This window comes from Sphingobacterium zeae, from assembly GCF_030818895.1.
GTDB lineage: Bacteria > Bacteroidota > Bacteroidia > Sphingobacteriales > Sphingobacteriaceae > Sphingobacterium > Sphingobacterium zeae.
The window spans coordinates 4,327,359-4,349,117 of sequence record NZ_JAUTBA010000001.1; the positions used below are offsets into that span (position 1 = coordinate 4,327,359).

Annotated in this window: 13 protein-coding genes; all 13 read right to left on the bottom strand. The window is 43.3% G+C overall.

The genetic code is table 11. The features are described 5' to 3' along the window. Positions 1-39 precede the first annotated feature (39 nt). Positions 40-2,346 (bottom strand): family 65 glycosyl hydrolase domain-containing protein, encoded by a 2,307-nt coding sequence (locus QE382_RS18190; RefSeq protein ID WP_307187171.1) that lies wholly within the window; start codon positions 2,344-2,346, stop codon positions 40-42. Positions 2,347-2,446: 100 nt separating this feature from the next. Then, positions 2,447-3,094 (bottom strand): beta-phosphoglucomutase, encoded by a 648-nt coding sequence (pgmB, locus tag QE382_RS18195; RefSeq protein WP_293953481.1) that lies wholly within the window; start codon positions 3,092-3,094, stop codon positions 2,447-2,449. A gap of 33 nt (positions 3,095-3,127) precedes the next feature. Beyond that, the gene (locus QE382_RS18200; RefSeq protein ID WP_307187172.1) at positions 3,128-4,990 is read right to left on the bottom strand and encodes a glycoside hydrolase family 13 protein; all 1,863 of its coding nucleotides are present in this window, start codon (positions 4,988-4,990) and stop codon (positions 3,128-3,130) included. A gap of 3 nt (positions 4,991-4,993) precedes the next feature. Further along, positions 4,994-6,013, bottom strand: coding sequence for a SusE domain-containing protein (locus QE382_RS18205; protein ID WP_307187173.1), 1,020 nt, complete (start codon positions 6,011-6,013; stop codon positions 4,994-4,996). Between the two features lie 211 nt (positions 6,014-6,224). Then, positions 6,225-7,820 carry a RagB/SusD family nutrient uptake outer membrane protein gene (locus QE382_RS18210; protein WP_307187174.1) on the bottom strand — a complete coding sequence of 532 codons (1,596 nt, stop codon included), beginning with the start codon at positions 7,818-7,820 and terminating at the stop codon, positions 6,225-6,227. 11 nt (positions 7,821-7,831) lie between these two features. Continuing rightward, a complete protein-coding gene (locus QE382_RS18215) occupies positions 7,832-10,801 on the bottom strand; it encodes a SusC/RagA family TonB-linked outer membrane protein (protein WP_307187175.1) in 2,970 nt (989 codons plus the stop codon). Between the two features lie 11 nt (positions 10,802-10,812). Further along, complete coding sequence (locus tag QE382_RS18220) at positions 10,813-13,398, bottom strand: alpha-amylase family glycosyl hydrolase (protein WP_307187176.1); 2,586 nt, start codon at positions 13,396-13,398, stop codon at positions 10,813-10,815. 195 nt (positions 13,399-13,593) lie between these two features. Further along, the gene (locus QE382_RS18225; RefSeq protein ID WP_307187177.1) at positions 13,594-14,604 is read right to left on the bottom strand and encodes a LacI family DNA-binding transcriptional regulator; all 1,011 of its coding nucleotides are present in this window, start codon (positions 14,602-14,604) and stop codon (positions 13,594-13,596) included. 201 nt (positions 14,605-14,805) lie between these two features. Beyond that, positions 14,806-16,089: a Gfo/Idh/MocA family protein gene (locus QE382_RS18230; RefSeq protein WP_307187178.1), complete on the bottom strand. Its 1,284-nt coding sequence runs from the start codon at positions 16,087-16,089 to the stop codon at positions 14,806-14,808. A gap of 109 nt (positions 16,090-16,198) precedes the next feature. Then, positions 16,199-18,037 carry an alpha-L-fucosidase gene (locus tag QE382_RS18235; protein WP_307187179.1) on the bottom strand — a complete coding sequence of 613 codons (1,839 nt, stop codon included), beginning with the start codon at positions 18,035-18,037 and terminating at the stop codon, positions 16,199-16,201. A gap of 56 nt (positions 18,038-18,093) precedes the next feature. Continuing rightward, entirely contained in the window at positions 18,094-18,681 is a 588-nt protein-coding gene (locus QE382_RS18240; RefSeq protein WP_307187180.1) for an SGNH/GDSL hydrolase family protein, read from the bottom strand. After that, positions 18,641-19,060, bottom strand: coding sequence for an SGNH/GDSL hydrolase family protein (locus tag QE382_RS18245; protein WP_307187181.1), 420 nt, complete (start codon positions 19,058-19,060; stop codon positions 18,641-18,643). Before QE382_RS18245 ends, QE382_RS18240 begins: the two co-directional genes overlap by 41 nt. A 29-nt stretch (positions 19,061-19,089) precedes the next feature. Continuing rightward, positions 19,090-21,732: an alpha-L-fucosidase gene (locus QE382_RS18250; protein WP_307187182.1), complete on the bottom strand. Its 2,643-nt coding sequence runs from the start codon at positions 21,730-21,732 to the stop codon at positions 19,090-19,092. Positions 21,733-21,759: the final 27 nt, after the last annotated feature.

Genomic DNA, 21,759 nt, shown 5'->3' on the forward strand with positions numbered 1-21,759 from the left:
CAGGATAAGATTGGTTCTTACGCTGCTGAAAACAGGGGCTTACCGAACCTGAAACACCTGCTTTTTGCTTTGTGCAGCCAGAACGAAAGCTTCTGCCTCCGTCTGGATATGGGCCGCAGTGTCACTGTCATTTTCGATCGTAAATCCATCCGACCGTACCGCAATCAACAAGGTCGCACCGCGAAATAAGATACGGAATTTATACCCTTCCCACTCTTTTGGTAACATCGGATTTAAATACAGTTTTCCTCCCTTAATCCGCATTCCTGCAAAGCCCTCTACGATTGTCATCCAGGTACCCGCCATGGAAGTGATATGTAAACCGTCTTCGGTATCGTTATTATAATCATCCAGATCCAAACGCGAGGTCCGCAGATAGAATTCATAGGCTTTTTCTGGTTTATTCAACTTAGCAGCCAATATCGCATGGACGCAAGGAGAAAGCGAGCTTTCATGCACCGTAAACGGTTCATAAAATTCATAATGTCGCCTTAAGGCCTCAAGATCAAACTGGTCTTCGAGAAAATAAAAGCCCTGCAGCACGTCGGCCTGCTTGATGTAACAGGAACGTAGAATCCTGTCCCAGCTCCAACGCTGGTTGATCGGTCGTTGAGCCGGATCAAGTTCGGCCACAGGAATTAACTCTTTGTCGAGGAAACCATCCTGTTGGAGAAATACCCCGCGCTGCGCATCAAAAGGATAATACATGTTATCGATAATATGCTGCCATTTTTCCTGTTCCTCCGCTCCTATGGCTAACTTTTTCAGTGCCTCAGCATTGTCGGAGCTCAGCTGCGCCAGCTTGTTTAAACAGTCCAGTGTATATTCCAGGCACCAGGAAGCAATCCGATTGGTATACCAGTTGTTGTTCACGTTGTTTTCATACTCGTTTGGTCCCGTCACCCCCAACATGACATATTGCTGGCGCTCAGCGCTCCAATTAACGCGCTGTGCCCAGAATCGGCTTATCGCAACCAAGACTTCCAAGCCGTGCGACCAGATGTAATCCTGATCACCGGTGTAACGGACATAGTTATAGATCGCAAATGCAATAGCTCCATTGCGATGAATTTCCTCAAACGTAATTTCCCATTCATTATGGCATTCCTCACCATTAATCGTCACCATGGGATAAAGTGCAGCTCCATTGGTAAAGCCAAGCTTAGCGGCATTTTCAATGGCTTTATCCAATTGCTGATGACGATAAATCAACAAGTTACGCGCAATATTTGGAGATTGTGTTGCGAGGTAAAAAGGAATACAATAAGCTTCAGTATCCCAATAGGTGACACCGCCATATTTTTCTCCGGTAAAACCTTTCGGACCAATATTGAGTCGCTCATCTTCGCCGGTATAGGTCTGGTTGAGCTGAAATATATTATAGCGTATAGCCTGCTGCGCAGCAACATCACCACTGATTTCAATGTCACTTTCTGCCCAGATCGCTTGCCAAGCTGCTGCTTGTTTCTCCTTTAGTTGCTCATAGCTCAGTGCATCTAGCTTATGTAAATTGACCGAAGCAGCCACTTCTAGCTCTGCCGACACATGGTTCTGTGATGTAACAATGGAAACTCGCTTTTCAACACAACAAATTTGAGATTCGGTTAGCTCGGTCTTATAAATTTCTGCTATACAGCCTCGACTTGTCACCGTATCTTGCACTTCGACAACGGCTGTAGGTCCTGTCACGGTAGTTGTAAGCAGGGCGTACACCTCAAAGCCAGTTTTCTTGGTACGCGCCGCCACAAAGGTATTTTCACCATCTCTTCCCTGCGCTGTGCTTTCCCAAAATTGCTCGTCGTAGTTACTGTCTCGATTGACAACTTCAGCATTTAAATGCGAACGGACCTCCAAAGCAATCGGACCGGAAAGTGCCTGTATGTTGTACTGTAATGAAGCTGTTTCCGAAGCAAACAGATGATACATCCGGCTTGCTTCAACCTTCAACTGTGCCCCATCGGGCATTTCCACGATAAAACTGCGGTATAAAACCCCATTTTGCATATCCAGGCGACGTTCAAAAGATTTGACCGCAACTTTGTTTAGGTCGAGAACCTGCCCATTCACTAGAATATGTAGGCCTATCCAATCGATGGAATTGATGACCTTGGCGAAATATTCGGGATACCCATTTTTCCACCAGCCTACGCGTGTTTTGTCAGGATAATAAATACCCGCTAAGTAAGATCCCTGTAACGTTTTCCCGCTGAATTCTTCTTCAAAATTAGCCCTCTGCCCCATCCGACCATTACCAATAGCGAAGATACTTTCCGAAAATTCATTATGTTCGGGACGAAAGGTGTCTTCGATAATTTGCCAAGGGTTATGTTTGATATATGTTTTCATCTTTATATTTTTTTCAATGCGCGACGGATACTCTGCCTCAATCATTCTGGTCTTCTTTGCCAATATGATCTACGCCTTGCTTCCATCACTTGAATTGCTCCTAAAATTTATCGACTAAGGCTCCTAAATCGGCTACCACTAAATCTGCTCCGTTAAGATGTTCAGCCTGCCCAATCCCTATCACCTGCATGCCGGCTGCCCTTGCCGCATCTATTCCGGCTTGAGCATCTTCCAGCACGAGACAGCATGCCGGTTCAATTCCCAAAGCCTCAGCTCCCTTCAGGAAAACTGCTGGATTAGGTTTAGACAGTTGAACCACATTTCCATCAATCAATGCGTCGAAATAGCTGATAATCCCCGTTTTTTCAAGGATGCCCATCGCGTTCTTGCTGGCTGACCCCAATGCAATCTTAATCCCCTTTTTCTGGAGTTTTTCTAATAGATCTAAACTACCTGAAAGCAAGTGGTCAGGGCTGAGTTGTTCAATCAGCTCCAAGTACCATTTGTTTTTAAGTGACAGCAAATCCGCTTTTTCAGCATCGGATATTTTCGCCCCCGCCCATTTTAAAATAAGCTCGAGGGATTCAATGCGACTGACCCCTTTCAGCTGTTCGTTGTCAACAAGAGAAAACGAATAACCCAAGCCTTCTGCCAATCTATGCCAGGCTTGAAAATGGTAGACCGCCGTATCCACCAACACACCGTCCAAATCAAATATTACGGCTTTTACAGTATTATAATTAATCATCGAAAAATGAATTCTATAGAATTTTAAATTGTGTTAAAACTTAAGCTCAAACACTTTAGTCTCGTAAGCGTCCAACTTCAAGCTATGGTCAACTGGATTGGTCTCTTGCTTTTGAATAATATCGAAATAGGACTTCACCTGGTTATTTCGTTCCCTAAAGCGATCGAGTTTAAGTTCCTTCGCGACATCATTGCAATTCATCACGACCATAACAGTTTGCTTTTCGTTGTAACGGAAATAAACATATACGCCATCTTCGGGCACATATTGCATCGTTTTACCGGTTTGCAGAACGGTATGTTGTTTTCGGTAATTGGCTAAGGTCTGCACATAGTTCCACATATCCTGCTCGGCTTTCGTTCTTCCGTCAGCTGTAAATTTATTCGATTTGTCACCTATAAAACCACCCTGAAAGTCTTCCCTTAGCAAGCCGTCGGGATTAGAGAAATTCTTCATCAGAATTTCAGCTCCATAGTACAACTGTGGGATACCCCTTGTTGTCATAAGCCAAGCCATTGCTGATTTATATTTCTGCACGTTTTCGCCTACAACGGAGAAAAAACGATCCTTATCGTGGTTATCCAAAAAAAGCACATTTTGCTCTGGATGTGGATATAGAAAATCTGAGGCCAGGGTCGAATATAATTTATTGGCTCCGGCAGTCCATTCTGTCTTTTGGTTGAGCGCATCACCTATGGCATAATTAAGCTGAAAATCGGTTACGCCCATCAGCTTGGAATCCACGTCCTGACCAACTCGTTTTCCGCCCAGAAAATAAGCCTGATTGGCAACCCCGTGTACCCATGTCTCCCCAAAAAAGGTAAACTTTGGATACTCCTGCAAAATGCGATCGGTCCATTTAGCCATAAAATCCAGATCATTGTACGGATAGGTATCTATTCGGAATCCGTCTATTGCTGCGGTCTCTATCCACCAGATATGGCTTTGGGTCAGGTAATTTTGAACGTATGGATTCTGTTCGTTCATATCGGGCATGGTGGGAACAAACCAACCTTTGACCATTTTCTTTTTGTCATCTGCCGAGGCATAAGGATCAAAAACAGTCTGGTCTTTGTAGGATGTCTGCGTATAGGAAGGCCATTCGTTGAGCCAGTCTGCCATCGGTTTGTCTTTCACCGTCCAATGATAACTTCCAATATGATTGGGCACCACATCAAAAATCAATTTCATCTGACGCCGGTGGAGCTGTTCGCCTAATTGCACATAAGTGTCATTGCTGCCAAAGCGAGGGTCTATATGATATGTTTCGGTATTGGCATAACCATGGTACGAGGCCTGTGGCATGTCATTGGTCAACACGGGAGTCAGCCACAAAGATGTAACACCAAGATCTTGCAGGTAATCCAGTTTCCCGATAATACCTTCCAAATCGCCACCATGACGTAAGTACATTGAATCCCGGTTCAAGCTCATATCCAACATACCTTTCACTTGATCATTTGCCTTATTTCCATTGGCAAAACGATCAGGCATAATCAGATAGATCAAATCGGCACTGTTTACTCCTTGCGCTTTTACTTTTTGATCTCTTTGCTTCAACTCATAACGATAAGTCAGTTTTTTCTTTCCTTGACGAAAGGTAAAAGTTGACCATCCCGGTTGGGCCGAAGCAGCCACCTTGACATCCAAAAACAGGTAATTGGGATTTTCCACCCGATTGATTTTTACCAATTCTATTCCTTTATCCTCCACTTGCACCTCACTTTTCCCGATCTGGGGTCCATAGACGACAAGCTGCAAGGTTGGATTTTCCATGCCTACCCACCAGTTTAAAGGTTCTACACGTTGAATGGATTGCCCCAATAAGGGGCTCCATCCAAGCACTGTTAGCGCCACGATTACTGTGGTAATATTTTTATTTATTTTAAACATCATTTGCTATTTCTTTGTCAGCGTATAGGTATTTGCATTGAAATCCACGACAATAGTGTAGGTACCGGCACTGGCAACCGCGATATTGGCACCACCAGCCGCTAAAGTTCCATTTGCCCCGCCAAAATTGGTTCCCCAATCGTGATTTTTACGGAATTTGATCTCTCCTGCCGTCAAGCTCACTGTGAGCTTCCATACCTGGTTGGCATTGTCAAACTTCATATCTGTATCGGCATCCCAACCCTTCGGCGTGGCACTACCAATAATGCCCCAGTTGTGATCTTTAAATGAAATGGTATTTGCAGTTGTGTTGACCTCGATTTCCAGATTACCCGCACGCGGCGCTTTTATATTTCCACCGCCATTAAATGCAATTTTACCATCGGCAGTTTGTCCATAAGAATTCGCCCAATTGCGTTCAGTTGTAATCTTAAATTCTGAATTCACTTCCGGAAATAAGATAATGCCTGTATAGATACCGTTACTTGTTGGGGAGACTAACGACTCTGCAGTAGCCGGATCCCATCCCTGATAAGCGCCTGGAACATACAGATAGCTGGTTGAAGCAAAGGGAACTGCTTTCAGGCTTGCCAAAGCCGAAAACACGACCGTAATTTTAGCATTGATACTTGACTTCAGCCGTACATCAAAGTCAGAAGCCGTTCCTGTCGGAACACCAAGAGAAAGTAAGTAGCTATTCAATTCATAACCTGTAAAACCAACTGTTGTCCGACCGCTCGGAATAACAACTTCTTTTACTGTTTTAAAATTGTCCCCCTTAAGTCCAAACTGGAGTACGTTGGTTACTGCCGCCTGAAAACCAAAGTCAGGCTGAATCATAGTTAAGTGCAGTACCGTGTCCTTTGCATTATCTTTAGACAGGGTTACATTATTTTTATCAAGGCTTAAAGTCGCTGGCTTTATACCTTCATCACTAGCCAATATGGCCCGCGTTTCGTCTTTTTTACAACTTTGGAATAGCGCTATAAACAGCAGCATGATTCCGAGATAGTGTCTAGTTTTCATCTGTTTTATTTTGTTTTCAATAGCTGATGAAAGCTCAGGCTAATATTCACCGTCCTGTGCGCCGACCAATATGTATTGCTCGGTTTCATCTGTCAACAATTTCTTAGTACAGGTATGCCACATCGATCAGAAGAAGCTTACCGCATCCAAACTCAATAAGGAGTTGTAGATTCGTCTTTCATTGGAATAAATTCTCCTTTTCCGATGCTGATTAATTATAGCCGGGATTCTGTACAAGATTGGAGTTCGCGATTATATCTGAAGCCGGAAGCGGGAACAGTGTTCTATAGGCTGGAACAGCTTGACCGGCTAACACACCACCTTTAAAAGGCCAGAGGTAATTATCGCCCGTAAATTTGCCGTACCGAATTAAATCTGAACGTCTAAACCCTTCCCAATACAGCTCTTTCACACGCTCGTTGAGTACATCATCTAGCGAGAGGTTTGCCAAATTCCCACTGTTGTTGCCATAGGCACGTACACGCAACTTGTTGACGTAATCCAATGCTTTAGCCACGTTACCACCGGAGCCACCTCGTAAAGTTGCTTCGGCGTAAATCAGGTTCATCTCTGCCAATCGAATTAATGGAAAGTCCACCGATGCTACAAAACCTTCAGCTGCTGGAGGAGCAGTTTTTCCGTCTTTGTTCACATTACGGAATTTAGTAACTGCCAACCCCTGCTTATAGACAGCGATATCTTCTATTTTTACGCTTGTATTTAAGTGAAACATTGCCCTTTTGTCCGTTGCTCCGGAGTAGTCACCGAAAATGGTTGCGATATTGTCACGCGTTCGATTTCCCGCCCAACCGCCGCCAGGCACACCAAAAGAAGTGGGATTCATGGTCGCGTCGATAGCTGCATTGATTAGATAAGTCGTTCCCCCCTTGCTCTGTGTTTTGGTTCCATCGTAAGGCAGATAAAAAATAAATTCTGGGTTGTTCACATCATTATCTGCATAGAAGAGCTCCCGGTAATTTGTCCCTAAGCTATAGCCCGAGTTCAATACCTTTTCTGAATACGTGATGGCTTCGGTATATTTCTTATTACCGGCCCCCAGGTAAATTTCAGCGTTGAGGTATAAACGAGCCAATAGCCCCCATGCCGCTACTTGGTCCACACGACCATAAACATTCTGTTTGGCACCTTTGAGCTGACCAGCAACCTCCAGCAGTTCTTTCTCCACATACGCGAAAAGCTCAGGTCGTTTGATCTGTGGCGGTGATACTTTGCCTACTGAAGTTTCTTCGGTTACAAAAGGTGGATTTCCGAATAGATCAAGTAGAACCCAATAGTTGTAAGCACGTAAGAATCTTGCTTCGGCACGATAATAAGCGATCTCTTTTTTGTCGGCATCTGAAATACCGCGTTCGGCCAATTTAGCATCCGTGCTCTCTCTTAAAAATTCATTGACAAGGGTAGCACTGTAGACACAACGCGTGTAAAGACCGCGGAGCATGGGATTGCTATCGTCAAAATTTAGGTAATCCAAACCACTAATTCCCGGGTCATTAAGCCAGGCGCAAGCAGCTTCATCGGTAGTAAGTTCTTGCGCATTCCAAAAAAGACGTAAAAAATCCGATGTTCCGGCATCTAAACCACCTAAGTCTGTATTATTCGGCCCCGATGTGCTCGTTAAAGTCAATGATCCATACAACCTTGCAAATGATGAGGTATAACCTTTAAAATCTTTATAAGCAATATCTGCGGTGACATCATTAGTCGGCTTTAAATCCAAATCCTTGTGGCAGCTGCTCAATGCGATGGCGAGCAGGCAAGCGCCTATATATTTATTTAATTTTTTCATTGTTATATCATTTAAAAACTCACATTTACACCCAATACATAAGTTCTTGGTCTTGGATAGAAACGGTCGTCTATACCATTGGATATTTCTGGATCAACTCCTTTGTACTTGGTGATGGTAAATACATTTTGTACAGTGGCAGAAATAGACATCGAAGCTTTGCTGTTCCGAATAAATTTTCCGAGGTTATAACTCAGATTGACATTATCCATTTTCAAGAATGACGCATTTTTGATGTAATAATCACTTCGTAACTGCTTGAGTAGAAAATTGGTATTCAAAAAATCCACCGGAGCATTGTTGATCACCAAAACCGCCTGATCGTTGATGTTCGCGCCACTGCCTAGGTTGGATGAAACATTGTCGTACACATAATTATCCAAACTTGCGCGCAATACGGTGCTTGCCGACCATTTTTTGTAACTGTATGCCGCCGTAAAACCCAAAAGGTATTTCGGTAAAGGTGATTTGTATAGGTAACGGTCGTTATCGCTGATCACGCCGTCGCCATTGCGGTCAACATAGACCCCTTCGACAGGATGCCCCTGTTCATCATATACCTGCTGGAACACATTGAAACTATTGGGCATGAAATTCACCTTATGTGCCTGGATATTCCCCCCTGTTCCACCACGAATACTACCGGTCTCCACGATAAAGTTTGGATCATCGCTCTGCGTCAGGTTGGTCACTTTGCTTCTATTATAAGTCACATTGAAACCAAGATCCAACGACGAATTTTCTGTTTTTACCGGAACGTAATGCAGGTTAAACTCCAGACCCTGATTCTCCATATTACCGACATTCGTCAACAAAAAGTTGCTAAAGTTTGATCCTACAGGAACTGGAATGGTACTGAGCAGGTCCTTGGTCTTTTTCGAATAGTAGTCTATGCTACCATAGAATAGATTGTTAGCGAAACCAAAATCAACTCCAGCATTGTAGGTCGTTGTACTCTCCCAGCGGATATCTTGATCGTAGGCGACCGGCGAATTCAGGTAATAATACTCATTACCAAATCGATACATGGATTCATTACCACTGATGGTGTAATTAGGCAAATAAGAATAGTTGGCAATACCGTCTTGCTGACCTGTCTTTCCATAACTTAAACGAAGTTTCAACTCCGAAACCGCAGCTATTTCTTTTAAAAAGCCTTCATTTTTCGCGCGCCAGGTAAAACCGACAGAAGGGAAATATCCCCAGCGGTTGTCCGGGCTAAAACGGGAAGAACCATCTGTCCGCAAGGTTCCAGAAAGGACATAACGGTTGTCGTAGGTATAGATCAGACGTCCGTAATAGGAGATCAACAGGTTTTCGGGTTTATCAAAAGGCCGCGTTGGTTCATTTAAGATCTTATCACCTTCGGCATTTGTACGGTTAAAATTGTATACTTTACTACTATTTTTATAGTAACCATACCCAAGTGTCGCGTCTATCGTACTTTTGATTGTAGGTAATTCTTTATCATACTTTAGATAAAACTCGAGTGTTTTATTGTTGATATCGGTTTTATATTGCGTCCTTTCACCACCTTCATTGAAATTACGTGCAGCAATAGCCGGCGTAAATGTATTCCCTTTTGAACGCGCCAGATCGTAGCCGACGTTTAAGTTGGCGTGTAACTCGGGAAGGAAATGAAAACTATAATCCACTTTTGCATTTCCAATGCTTCTGAAAACATCGCCATTATCTTTGCGCAGATCCAATAAGGCCAAAGGATTTCGAGGTGCATTTGGATTGGGTTTCCCGCCCTGAACCCACTCATAATATCCGCCAAAACTATCCTTATCATCGACATAAACAGGTTGGGTGGGATCGAACTGAATCGCTGACCCGATCGCATCTTGCGTAGCAAATTTCGATTTCGACCAGGTACCACGTACATTCACATCCAGCGAAAGGTGATTGTCCAGAAATTTCGGTGTCAAGGCCAATGCCGCGGTGGTCCGTTTTAAGTTATCATTTTTCAGCACACCGTCCTGATTCATATAACCAGCAGAAATACGGTAAGGCATATTACCAGCTCTGGAAGCAATGTTAACATTATTGTCCGTAGTAAAGGCATTGCCATAAATCACATCCTGCCAATCGGTATTTGCTGTTCCCAACAATTTTTTCATGGCATCACTGCCATTGGTATTGACATAATCGCGGATTTGATCCGCGTTAAGCAGTTTTACTTTATTGGCCACAGTCGCCAAGGAGTTCTGTGTAGAGAAGTTGATCTGTGTTCCTGAGCGGCTGCCTTTTTTGGTGGTGATTAAGATGACACCATTCGATGCACGCGATCCATAAATTGCCGTTGCATTGGCATCTTTCAAGATGGTAAATGTCTCGATATCATTTGGGTTAATCAAACTTAATGGATTCGCTACCCCAGATACCGAGCCACCAGCCAAAGGAATCCCATCCACGACGATCAATGGATCGTTACTGGCATTCAGTGAAGCGCCGGAACGGATCCGGATTGTACTTCCTGCGCCTGGCTGCCCCCCACTTGTTGTAATCTGTACGCCCGGAACTTTCCCCATAATGAGTTGCTCGGGAGAGGAGATCTGTCCTTTTTGAAAATCCTTAGAACTCACCGTGCTGATTGACCCCGTCAGGTCACTTTTCTTTTGTGTACCATAACCGATCACAACAACTTCTTCCAGTGCGCTGGTATTGGATTTAAGGTAGAGGTTTAACGGATTCTGCCCATCGCTGATTTGGATTAAGGTGTCCAGGCTCTCGTATCCGACCATGCTGACTCGCAGGCGTAATTTCCCCGTTTGTAGTCTATCCAAGCTAAAATCCCCATTCGCATTGGTAGACAGTGATTTTTGAATATCCTCGAAGCGCAGTGTAGCACCGACCAAGGAACTCCCCTTCTGGTCCATTACTCGCCCCTTTAGCGTTGCCTGTTGGGCAAATGCCGAAGCACTTACGCCGAGTAGCATGCTCAGAGCCCAAAATGGACGTGATAGCTGTTTGTTCATAAAATAACTGTTTATTTATTTAGTTTTGTTTTGCTTATCAATTGGTATTGTCCAGGCAAAAGGCTCAATTTTGACTGACTGAGCCAGTTGAGCTCTTTTCCCGTAAAATTGTCCACCCACTGTCCCTGCAGTGCTTGTGGCAATGTAAATTCCACACTTTCTACTCCAAAATTGCCAAGTACCCCTACTTGTTGTCCATCCTTTTCCAGCACGAAATATTTAACGGCATCTTTCATAGCCGATGTAACAATCGTCCCGTTTTGGAAAATGCTATTTTTGGTTTTGAAACGGGTGAGTTTCGCATAGGTCTCAAAAAGTTTTTTGCGATCATCTTGCTGCAGATAACTCCATAATAATGGTTTTTCACCTGTCCGTCCATTTTCATCGATAGACACATCATAGCCATATTCACCAAACTGCCAGATCATCTTAGGTCCAGGCGAAGTCAATAAAAATACCGCCGCTTGTTCCAAGCGTTTTAATGCTGTACCGAGATTCTTGATATTATAGTTACCGGATGAATTTCCATAATTGAGGCACTTGAACAAGAGTCTCTGTTCGTCGTGACTTTCCATATAGGACACAAAAGAAGGTTGCACCATCCCATGATTTGAGGCAAACAAACGACCGAGATCCGAGCCATTATTGGCATTCCATCCCATCGCCGCTTCGTTGAAGACATGATTCATATTATTCCAGAGCAACATACCCGATTGCGCCAGCTCCATTTCTTCCTGATCACCGCCAAGATGCTCGAGAATGATATAACAAGAAGGATCTATACTCCGAATATGCTGCTGGTATTGCTTTAAGATCGCCACACGGGAAGCATCATAGGCATTCCAAGCGCTTAAATCACTTTCTGAAGTGCCTGAATTTTTCTGGGTAAAACCTTTAGACAAGTCAAAGCGGAAGCCATCGATCTTGTATTCTTGCATCCAATAGGTCAAGACATCTTTAACGAAAGTCTGCGTATAACTACTTTCGTGGTTAAAGTCGAATCCAACATTAAACGGATGCTTGGCAACCGTATTGAACCAAGGATTATTGCCAGCGACGTTGCCCTGCTCCATATAAAGCTGTACAAGCGGCGACTGACCAAATGCGTGATTAAAAACAACGTCCAAAATCACGGCAATACCATTTTCGTGACAGGCATCGACATAGGCTTTCAGGTCATTTTTCAAGCCGTAGTATTTATCCAATGCCCGGTGGAATGAAGGATTGTATCCCCAAGTCGAATTCCCTTCCGATTCCTGTACAGGCATTAGCTCAACGGCATTTACACCCAGCCTTTTTAAATAAGACAAAGAATCCTTGAGTGTAGTATATTGATGCTGTTTGACAAAATCGCGGACCAACAGTTCATAGATCACCAAATCACCTTGAGCAGGTCTATTAAAAGCAGTTGTTTTCCAGGTATAAGCCTTTGTGGAAAGATCCAATACGCCGACAATACCATGCGCAGCTGCGGGATAAGCGGGTACAGCCGCTGCTGTAAGCCCAAGTGCAGCATCATTCTGCGGATCAAGAATCAGTTCAGCATAGGGATCAGCGATAGCCAATTGGCCATCCACCAAAAACTGATAAGTCTGTTTTTTGGAGAAATCCAGATTCGATACCGTTACCCACCAGGTTTTGCCATCTGGAGTCTGGCTCATCGCATAGGCTGGTAATGCTTTATAGTTGTTAAACCCACCTAACAGATATACACTTTTTTTCAGTGGTGCTGTGAGCGCAAAACTGACCTCCCCTTTTTCCCTGTTTATGGTTGTTCCGTTTGGATTGATACCTATCGGGAGGGCAGCAATGGTAGCTTTTGATTCTACAAATAGCTCCACTTTACTGGAATATACCTTGCCATCAGCTTCCAAGCGGGCTTCGAGCTCATGAAGGCCGTTGCTTTGTAGACTAACAGATTTTTCTAAAGACAGTGCAGCAGAAGATTCAGCCAGCAATATACCATTGTCCCAGACACTGATTTTTCCGGACTGCGTTGCCTGTAATTTTAGCTTCAGGTTATCGCCAACGGTGTACATCTGCTCAGTGGTCATTGGATCTGTGGGTTGCAGCGTAGGCGACACAAAACGAATTGCTTGCATGTTACTCGCCACGAAAGGCAGAAATAAATCTGAATTATTTTTATTTCGTTGGACGAGCGATCCATCACCATTACGCACTAAAAGTGCCAACTGACCAAATTCCAAAGCATTTGACAGATTAAAGAATGTGGAAGGCGTAAATGTAAATGTATATAAACCAGCAGAAACAAATTTAAGTTTATAAGCGTTGTCATTCTTTGACCAGTCTGTCGCTACATGCTGCCAGCTCCCCCCATGGACAGGAATCAACCCCGCGTGTAGATACAGGTCGGCGGTGCTACCTTTTAACGCTGCATTTCCTTTCGAAAGATCAAATTGCAAGGTGATTTCCTTATCCCAAAAGATAAATGGAGCAGAAAGATTCACCAAACCAGTCCCCTGCTGTTCAATAACAGGTGGTTGCTCGACATCCACGATATCTTTCTTATTTGCACATGATGATAATAGGACAATCACCCAGAGATACCCTATTAAACGAGAGATATGCTTCCCCATCGATAATTAGCTTTACTTGGAATTTGATATTGGGAACGTTCCCGAAATCAAGGTAAAAAGAAATCGCCTGTTGCGATTTGCTGGATTTCCCTATCCAATATTTTATACAAATTGATTATTTAAATATTTTCGGGAATGTTCCCGAAAGTAATCAAAGCTAAATAATGGGATTACAAAAAACAAATATTTTTTTTCTTATTTGAGGCTAGATTTTTGAAAAATAAGCTGGGAATCAAGGTAAACCGAATTAGCAAACTTTTCATTTGTTGGATCATCCATTTTATCTAACAGGTATTTTGTTACCAATTGGCCCATTTCGTAGGCAGGTTGTTTCACTACGCTCAGTGCTGGGTCGATCAGATCGGCGATATCCAAACAAGAAAAACAAATGATTTTGAGGTCTTCAGGAATACGAATTGCGAGCTGCTTGGCCACCCGTATACTCGAAATAGCGAGACGTTCTACTGAAGCAAAAATGGCATCGGGTTTTTCCTTTTCGATCAAGCTGGCGATATCTTTCATATTCTGATCGGCATCATTGACGGTATCCAAAATAAGCTCGGGCCTAATCGGTATTCCCGCCTCCCGCAAAGCTTTTTCGTACCCGTCTTTACGCACCTTACCAATCGAAACATGAGGATTGATGGCGAGGTAAGCAATCCGTTTACAGGCATTATCAATCAAGTGCTTCGTAGCCTGGTAAGCCGAATCAAAGTCATTCCCCGTAATATATCCCCCCTTCCAATCGTCGTATGCACGGTCAAAGAACATGACCGGTATTCCCCTTTCCGCCAACAGCTGCAAATGCGAATGGTCTTTTCCCTCACCCGAAGCCGAAATGATCACGCCATCCACTCGTCCATTAGCCAGCGAGCGCACGATGGAAGCTTCATTTTGTACCTGATGATCCGTCACGTAAATCAAGGTATGATAGCCCTTAGAGCGTGCCACTGCCTCGATTCCTTTGATGGCCTGCGAGAAAAATTTATTACCAAATTCGGGAATAATAATCGCAATCGTCAGACTTTTATTCGCTTTCAGACTACTCGCATAGACATTCGGCGAAAAACCGATTTCTTCGGCCATGGCCAAAATACGGGCTTTTGTCGCCGGATTAATATCCTCGTTATCCCGAAATGCACGGGAAACGGTCGATTTTGACAAGCCGAGTTTTTTGGCCAGATCTACTATTGTTAATTGCGACATATCAAGATTCCCTTTGCTGTTCGAATGTAATAATTGTTGGATACAAATAAAGCAATTATCTATCCAGAATAGCAAATTTTCTTTTTGTCCTCTTTATTTTAAATACAAGTCTACATTGTTGGAGAAATATTGATCTATAAACAAAACAGGCTTAGCACATATGCTAAGCCTGTTTTTATCAGTAGTCGACCATTTTCTTGATTAGAACTTTCTAAAATCCCATTCTCCGCGATAAGGGCGGCTACGCATGAGGTTAGCATAATCATTGTCGAACTGTTCCTTTTGTGGATTCCATTTTAAATCCTTTTGAAGTTCATACGCTATGTTAATGGCATTGCAAACAGAGCTCGTTCGATGGCCTATTTCAACATCACAGATCGGCTTATTTCTTTTTTTGATCGCGTCTACCCAATCCTGATAGTGGTTATCACTGTAATACAGGCGACGATCTGTGGAGCTCAATTTAAGATTGGCCAAATTCTCGGGATTCGAACGGATAAATTCGCGGCTTACCTCAATCTTACCTTTTTCACCAATAAATTGAATCGCATTATGTACGCCCCATTGCACATGGTTTACCCGAACTCCATTGGCATAGTTAAAGGAAAGCCCGCTATTGCTATTTGCTGCTTTAGGTGGATTGAATTGCACCGGGCCAGATTCGTCCATGCCCAATGCCCATTGCACAATATCAAACATATGTGCTCCCCAATCGGTAATATAACCACCACCGAAATCACGGTAACCACGCCACCAAGCCCATTTATCATCCTCAAGCGGTGGGCTTAAAATCGGGTTATAACCGCGGTAAGGTGAAGGTCCTACCCACATATCCCAATCCAAATAATCCGGTGCTGGCATAGCTGGTAGGTCGCATTGTTTGACCGGTTCGCCCACAGACACATTAATTTCTTTTATTTTGCCGATATAGCCATTGAGAACCAGTTCTGCGGCTTGTCTAAAATTATAGGAAGAACGCTGCATGCTACCTGTCTGAAAGACACGTTTATATTTGCGGGTTGCATCAACCATTGCTCTCCCCTCGGCAATGGTAAGCGCCAGGGGTTTCTCACAATAAATATCTTTGCCGGCTTTAGCTGCATCAACAGCAACCTGCGCATGCCAGTGATCTGGTGTTGCAATAACAACAGCATCAATATCTTTCCGATCCAATAGTTCGCGATAATGGTGGTAGGCCTTGATCTCAGTCTGTGCTTTTGACAATTCCGTTTGCTTTTTCGCTGTCGCAGCAATAAATGCGGCCAACTTGTTACGGTCCACATCGCAGGCCGCCAGACTTGCGATTTCCTTGCAGCGATTGAGCCCGTTCATCAAAGTGTAGGATTGTTTTCCGACACCGATAAATCCAAGATTGATACGATCACTTGGTGCAAGAAATCCATTTCCGCCTAACACAACGCGCGGGACAATTGTGAAAGCCAAAGAGGATACAATCCCCTTGGCTATAAATTCTCTTCTTTTCATTTTTTACTGATAGTTTATTTTTCTGCTCGTCTTTATAGACACTTATTCGGTCCTCGGCGGCAAAATGGTTTATGTATGGATGATTTGTCTAGGCTTTCTCAAAAATAGTTTATTCTTGAACCGGAACCAGTGTAATTGACGCAATCTCAGGTAATGCATCGCCATCAATTGCCGTAGCCTGCAGCAGCACTTTTGTACTTGGCTCTCCGATCACTTGCTGTGATACTTCTAATGTTCCCATGACCGCTTCCTTAAATGCAGTTCCATTTTCATTTATAAAGGCGAAAGGAATCTTTTGTCCAAGAGCGGTTAGCAAAATTTTGCCCTGATGTTTAGGATTAGGTAGATAATTGATGAGTACTCGGTATTTACCCGGTTTCTGAATTTTAATATCCCAAATTACTTGATCGGCAAGATCCTTCCATTGACCTATGGCATTCGGGCGATTTGGATCATGGGTATGTGCGCCAATAATTTTCAGTCCCTTTCCTTCCTGCAGTTTCGCATTATTTGCGTTCATCACGATGCGACCATCCGCCTGTGTTTGTGTCAGGCTTTCCTCAACAATTGGTTTTCCTTGGATCTCCACCACGATAACCTTAGGTCCTTTGTTGTTGTCAAAGACATCAACAGGAATTGCTGGTCTACCATTTTCCAGCGTAGATTTTAACTTCATTTTCGGTGAAGCCAGGGCATAGACAGCCGTCACTTTATTTTTGATTGGTAGATTTATTTTCCCATCGGCTGGACGGTCAAAAACATGCAGATAGAGCTTCCCATTTTTTTGCGTACAATAACCCCAATCCAACGCTTGGAAAGGGCTCGCCGTAGTCCCGTAAATAGATTCGCTATTGATCTTCATCCAGTCCCCGATCTGCTCCATAATACGCACCGCAGGTTCAGGAATGCCGCCATCACCATCGGGTCCAACATTTAACAGGAAATTGCCGCCCTTACTTACTGTTTCCACAAATAATTGCATGATCTTGGGGAAGCTTTTCCAATTTTGATCATGGGCGCTATAACCGTAACTTTCATTCATGGTATGGCTTACCTCCCAATACATACCAGGCAAGCCTGTTGGTGGAATATATTTTTCAGGCGTTCCAATATCACCGTTTTTATTTTCGAGTCCATTCCAAAATCGATTATTGATAATAATGTTGGGTTGCCATTTGATCAGGTCTGTTAAAATATGTTTGGTTCCCCAGGCTTCACCTTCGTGCTGTTTGCTACTGAAATCGGGCCACAGCATATCCAATCGCCCGTAATTTTGGGCAAGTTCCTTAATTTGGCCATAGAGATAGGCTTTATACTGTTCATGATCAGGTTGATGATTATCTACATTCGGGTTTAACTGAAAAGCCTCATAGGAATCGGGATGCTGCCAATCCAGCAGCGAATAATAGGCACCTACTTTCATTCCCTCTTGGCGGAAAGCTTCCATAATTTCGCGGTAAAGATCTCTCCCTTTTGGCGATAAATTTGCCGTACCTGTTACATCGTTTTTAACCGCGTAAGGCTGTTGACTATTGAATAAGCTAAAGCCTTCGTGGTGTCGAGAGGTCAGCACCATATACTTCATTCCCGTTTTTTTTGCAAGGTGAGCCCAGGATTTTGGATCGAAAGAACGCAATGTAAATTTTGGTTTCAGCACTTCAGCATACTGCTTACTGGGAATTTTCCCCCAAGTTTGTATCCATTCTGCATAATGCTGTGGGTATTTTTTTCCTTCAAAAGAACCTCCCGCTGCACTATACAATCCCCAATGGATAAATAACCCAAAACGAGCTTCTTTAAACCATTCCATGCGTTTATCTTGTGTCTCCTGCCAGCCAGCTACGCCTTCATAGGGTAATGATTTGGTCTGTGAATTAGCAACATCGGTCATGCATAGCAACATTCCCACTGCTGCTGCACACTTCCACTTTAAAAAATTGATTTTCATCGTAATATAGTTTTATACATAAAAGTTCATGGATTATAATCATTAAACAGTGGGCATCAGAAACCCAAGTTGTTTATTTCCTCCTGCATGGTATCATAAGTCTTTCGCGCATCCTCCAATGGAATTCCTTTTGATAGTCCGGGTCGTTTATGGCCTGTAAAAGTCAACCATGTGTCTTTCATGATCGTCTGTCTTTTCAAAACAAGGGTATATAACTGGCGAAGTTTTGGTTTATCGCGCAAATTATCATCCCATGTGCTTTCGATCGGGAAATTAGGCATCAGGTGTTTAACAATTTCCCTTGTTATGAGCCAGTGGCCCAACTCGCCAGGATGAACACCATCTGCCGCTAGCCTAAACTGAGGATCTTTCTTGATGCCGGTCTCCAAATATCGACGCATGGGGAAATGGAGGTCAATGATTTCCCAGGATTGCTTTTTGGCATAGCTGAAAAGCCATTGGGCATAGCGATCCAATACGGTATTATACCCATTGAGCCGAAGCTGTGGATCATCATGCACCGGTGGAGTCATCCATATGATACGTTTGACACCTTGATCTGCAAGTCGTTTTTGCAGGTGTATAATTCCGTTTTTATAGGCTTCAAAACGAGCCCGAATCAAATGGTAGGTAAATACCGTCATTCATGCCATAACAGACGAAGACAACCTCAGGATTGATTTTATCGAGTACATTATCCAAACGGTCAAATAGACAAGGTCGCGGAAACTTTCCATCGGCGTGATTCGGCTCACTAAGTCCAGATACGGTCTCACTTGGTAGCCCCGAGTTTATAAACTGGGGTTTCTTTTTCGGATGACTGCTCAGGAACAAACTTTCGGTCATGGCGACATATTGCCCGGCATAGGTAATGCTATTTCCCAGAAAAAGAATTTTCTGTCCTTCGTTCCAGGCAAACTGATTTACCTGTTTTTGCCCAACAGCTTGTATATACCATAAACTTAAGCAGAAGAGCAGCGACAAAGCACGCATTTTTTTTGTAGTTAATAATTGATTCAACATCGTTATAATTGATACAGTCAATATTCGAATTAGCCTAGTTTTATTTTTAGCGCATAGCCCAAGCTGTTGTTTTCTATCTTCTTGGGTAATTTCAATTGCAATCCATGGTCATCCTGCTGGAAATCAACCTGACCAAACCCTAAGATTTCCACTGATTTTACTTTAGCCTTACTTTGGTTCAGGGACTTTACATTGACGATTCCACCCTTAGGTACTACAAGAGCCATTGCATATACAAAATCATTCTTTTGGGTAAACCAAAAATCCGAAGCGGTAAAAGATGCCTTAAATCCTTCTCTCTCCCGTTGTTCGGTATCCGTTATCCGAATTGCTGTAGGCCCCTCATGTGCAGTGGTCCATGGGGATGTTCCATAAATCGCTTCACCATTGAGTCGCAACCATTTCCCTAATATAGCAAGATTTTTCTTTACCGGCGCAGGGACATTCCCCTGCGCATCGGGCCCAATATTGAGCATATAGTTACCACCTTTACTGACAATTTCCAAAAGCCAATAGCGCAATTCGTCTACATTTTTCCAATCATGGTCGTAGGATTTATAGCCCCAGGAATGATTGAATGTCCCGATAGCTTCCCAAGGTTGGTTAAAATGTTCCGAAGGATCTGGAATCCGATTATCTCCTGGAATGGCATAATCGCCCATGCCATTGCCAATGCGTTCGGAGACAATAACATGTGGATTGCAATCATAAACGGTTTTATAGAACCGAAAGCTTTGTTCTGCAGTCATCAGTCCCGGCATATCAAACCAGATATATTTCAGCTGTTTGAACCGCGTCAAAATTTCCTTTACCTGAGGAATTGCTTTTTCGTTGAGATACGAAGCAAAGGAATTTTTACTGGGATCCCAAAGATTGGCACCAAAAGCATCGGTTTTGGTATGGGCAAGATCATGCTGTGCCTTCGTTACCTTATATTGCGCGTCGCTACCATCCCTCCAATCGATATTCTGTGAATAATAGACACCAAAATCGAGTTTATGCCGAAGACAGGCATCATACAGTTCCTGAATGATATCGCGTTTAAAGGGCGTAGCCTGTATGCTATTGAATGAACTGACCTTTGAACCATATAGCGCAAATCCATCGTGATGTTTACTTGTCACAACAAGATATTTCATCCCGGCATCCTTGGCCATTTTAACAATGTTATCGGCATCAAAAGATTGAGGCGAAAATTGGTTTGCTAATTTGGCATAGGTTGACCGTGGAATTTTTGCGACCAATTGAATCCATTCGGCGACACTAGGACTTCCTAGATCTTCTATTCTCTGTCCGTTCCATATACCTGCAGGGATTGCATACAGTCCCCAATGGATAAACAGGCCAAATTTTTGTTGTTGAAAATCTTTGAGTGCCTGTTCCTTCTGTCTATTCATATCCTGCCATTCCTTCATCAGCTGTGCAAGTCGATGTCTTCGCTTATTCCATCGCGTCAAGGCTTCTAAATAATAATAGTCTGCATACACCAAAGGCACATCAATTTCTCCTTTATGTGGAATACTGCCCACACTATGTTTTAAAATAAACAGACCATTTCCTCCAACTTCACTAGCGTACTTTGGCGAGCCCAATGATCGCAAAATCTTTTCAGCCAGATCCAAATAATCCTGCTGTTGTCCCGGCTCCATATATTCAACCAGTTCCAAAAGTGCCGATGCCGTGACAGCAGCAGCGGATGCATCACGCGGAACAGTGCTAAAATCTTCTTTTCGGTAGTCCCAGTTTGGAACAAATCCCGCTTGATCGACATCAAAGTCCCACAAGGGAACCCCATCTACAGGCAAGCGCGGGTGCCGTGCATAAAAGTCTGCCATTTTTAGTGCAGCCTGTAAAAACTTAGGATCCTTCGTTTCGCGGTACATCACAACAAATCCATACAGTCCCCAAGCTTGCCCTCTAGCCCAAGCGGAATTGTCCGAAAAACCCTGTGCAGTCTCCCTGCTCAATACAGCACCTGTTTTGGGGTCATAGGTAACCACATGGTAAGAACTGTAATCTGATCGGTATTGATTTTTTAACGTTGTTTCTGCATGTCGAATAGCGGCATTCCGATAGACAGAATCACCGGATAATCTGGAAGCCAAAAAAAGAAGCTCCAAATTCATCATATTGTCGATAATGACAGGGAGTTCATATGTATGCTTACCGTCCCAAGAGGAAAATGTATCCCAAGACTTGATCGCTCCAACCTTTGCATTGAAACGGGTCAATAAAGATTTGGCACTCTGGATCAAGATCGATTTGAAAGCCGTATCACCAGTCAATCGATAAGCATTGCCATAACTGCAATTCATGACAAAACCAATATCATGGTGATGTGTATTAAATTGATTTTGACGTAAGGAATTCGTCCATTTTAACGCAGCGTCACGCCATTGATCATCCCCCGTGTACTCAAAAACATACCAAAGACAGCCTGGCCAAAAGCCACCAGTCCAATCTCGGATATCCGTAAACGTTGTTTTTCCACTGGGATCTCCAGATCTCGGATACTTTGTTAGATCCTTATGCGCTTTATACAGTAAAGCATACTGTTGCTCTGCTAAATCAAATCCGTTTGTTACAAAATCAGTTGTATCAGCACGGAGATAAAAGGGATAAAAAAAAATCAAAAAATAAATGATATATAAGCGATATCTGAAAACTATCATCTTTAAGTTTATGTTACATGCGGCCGA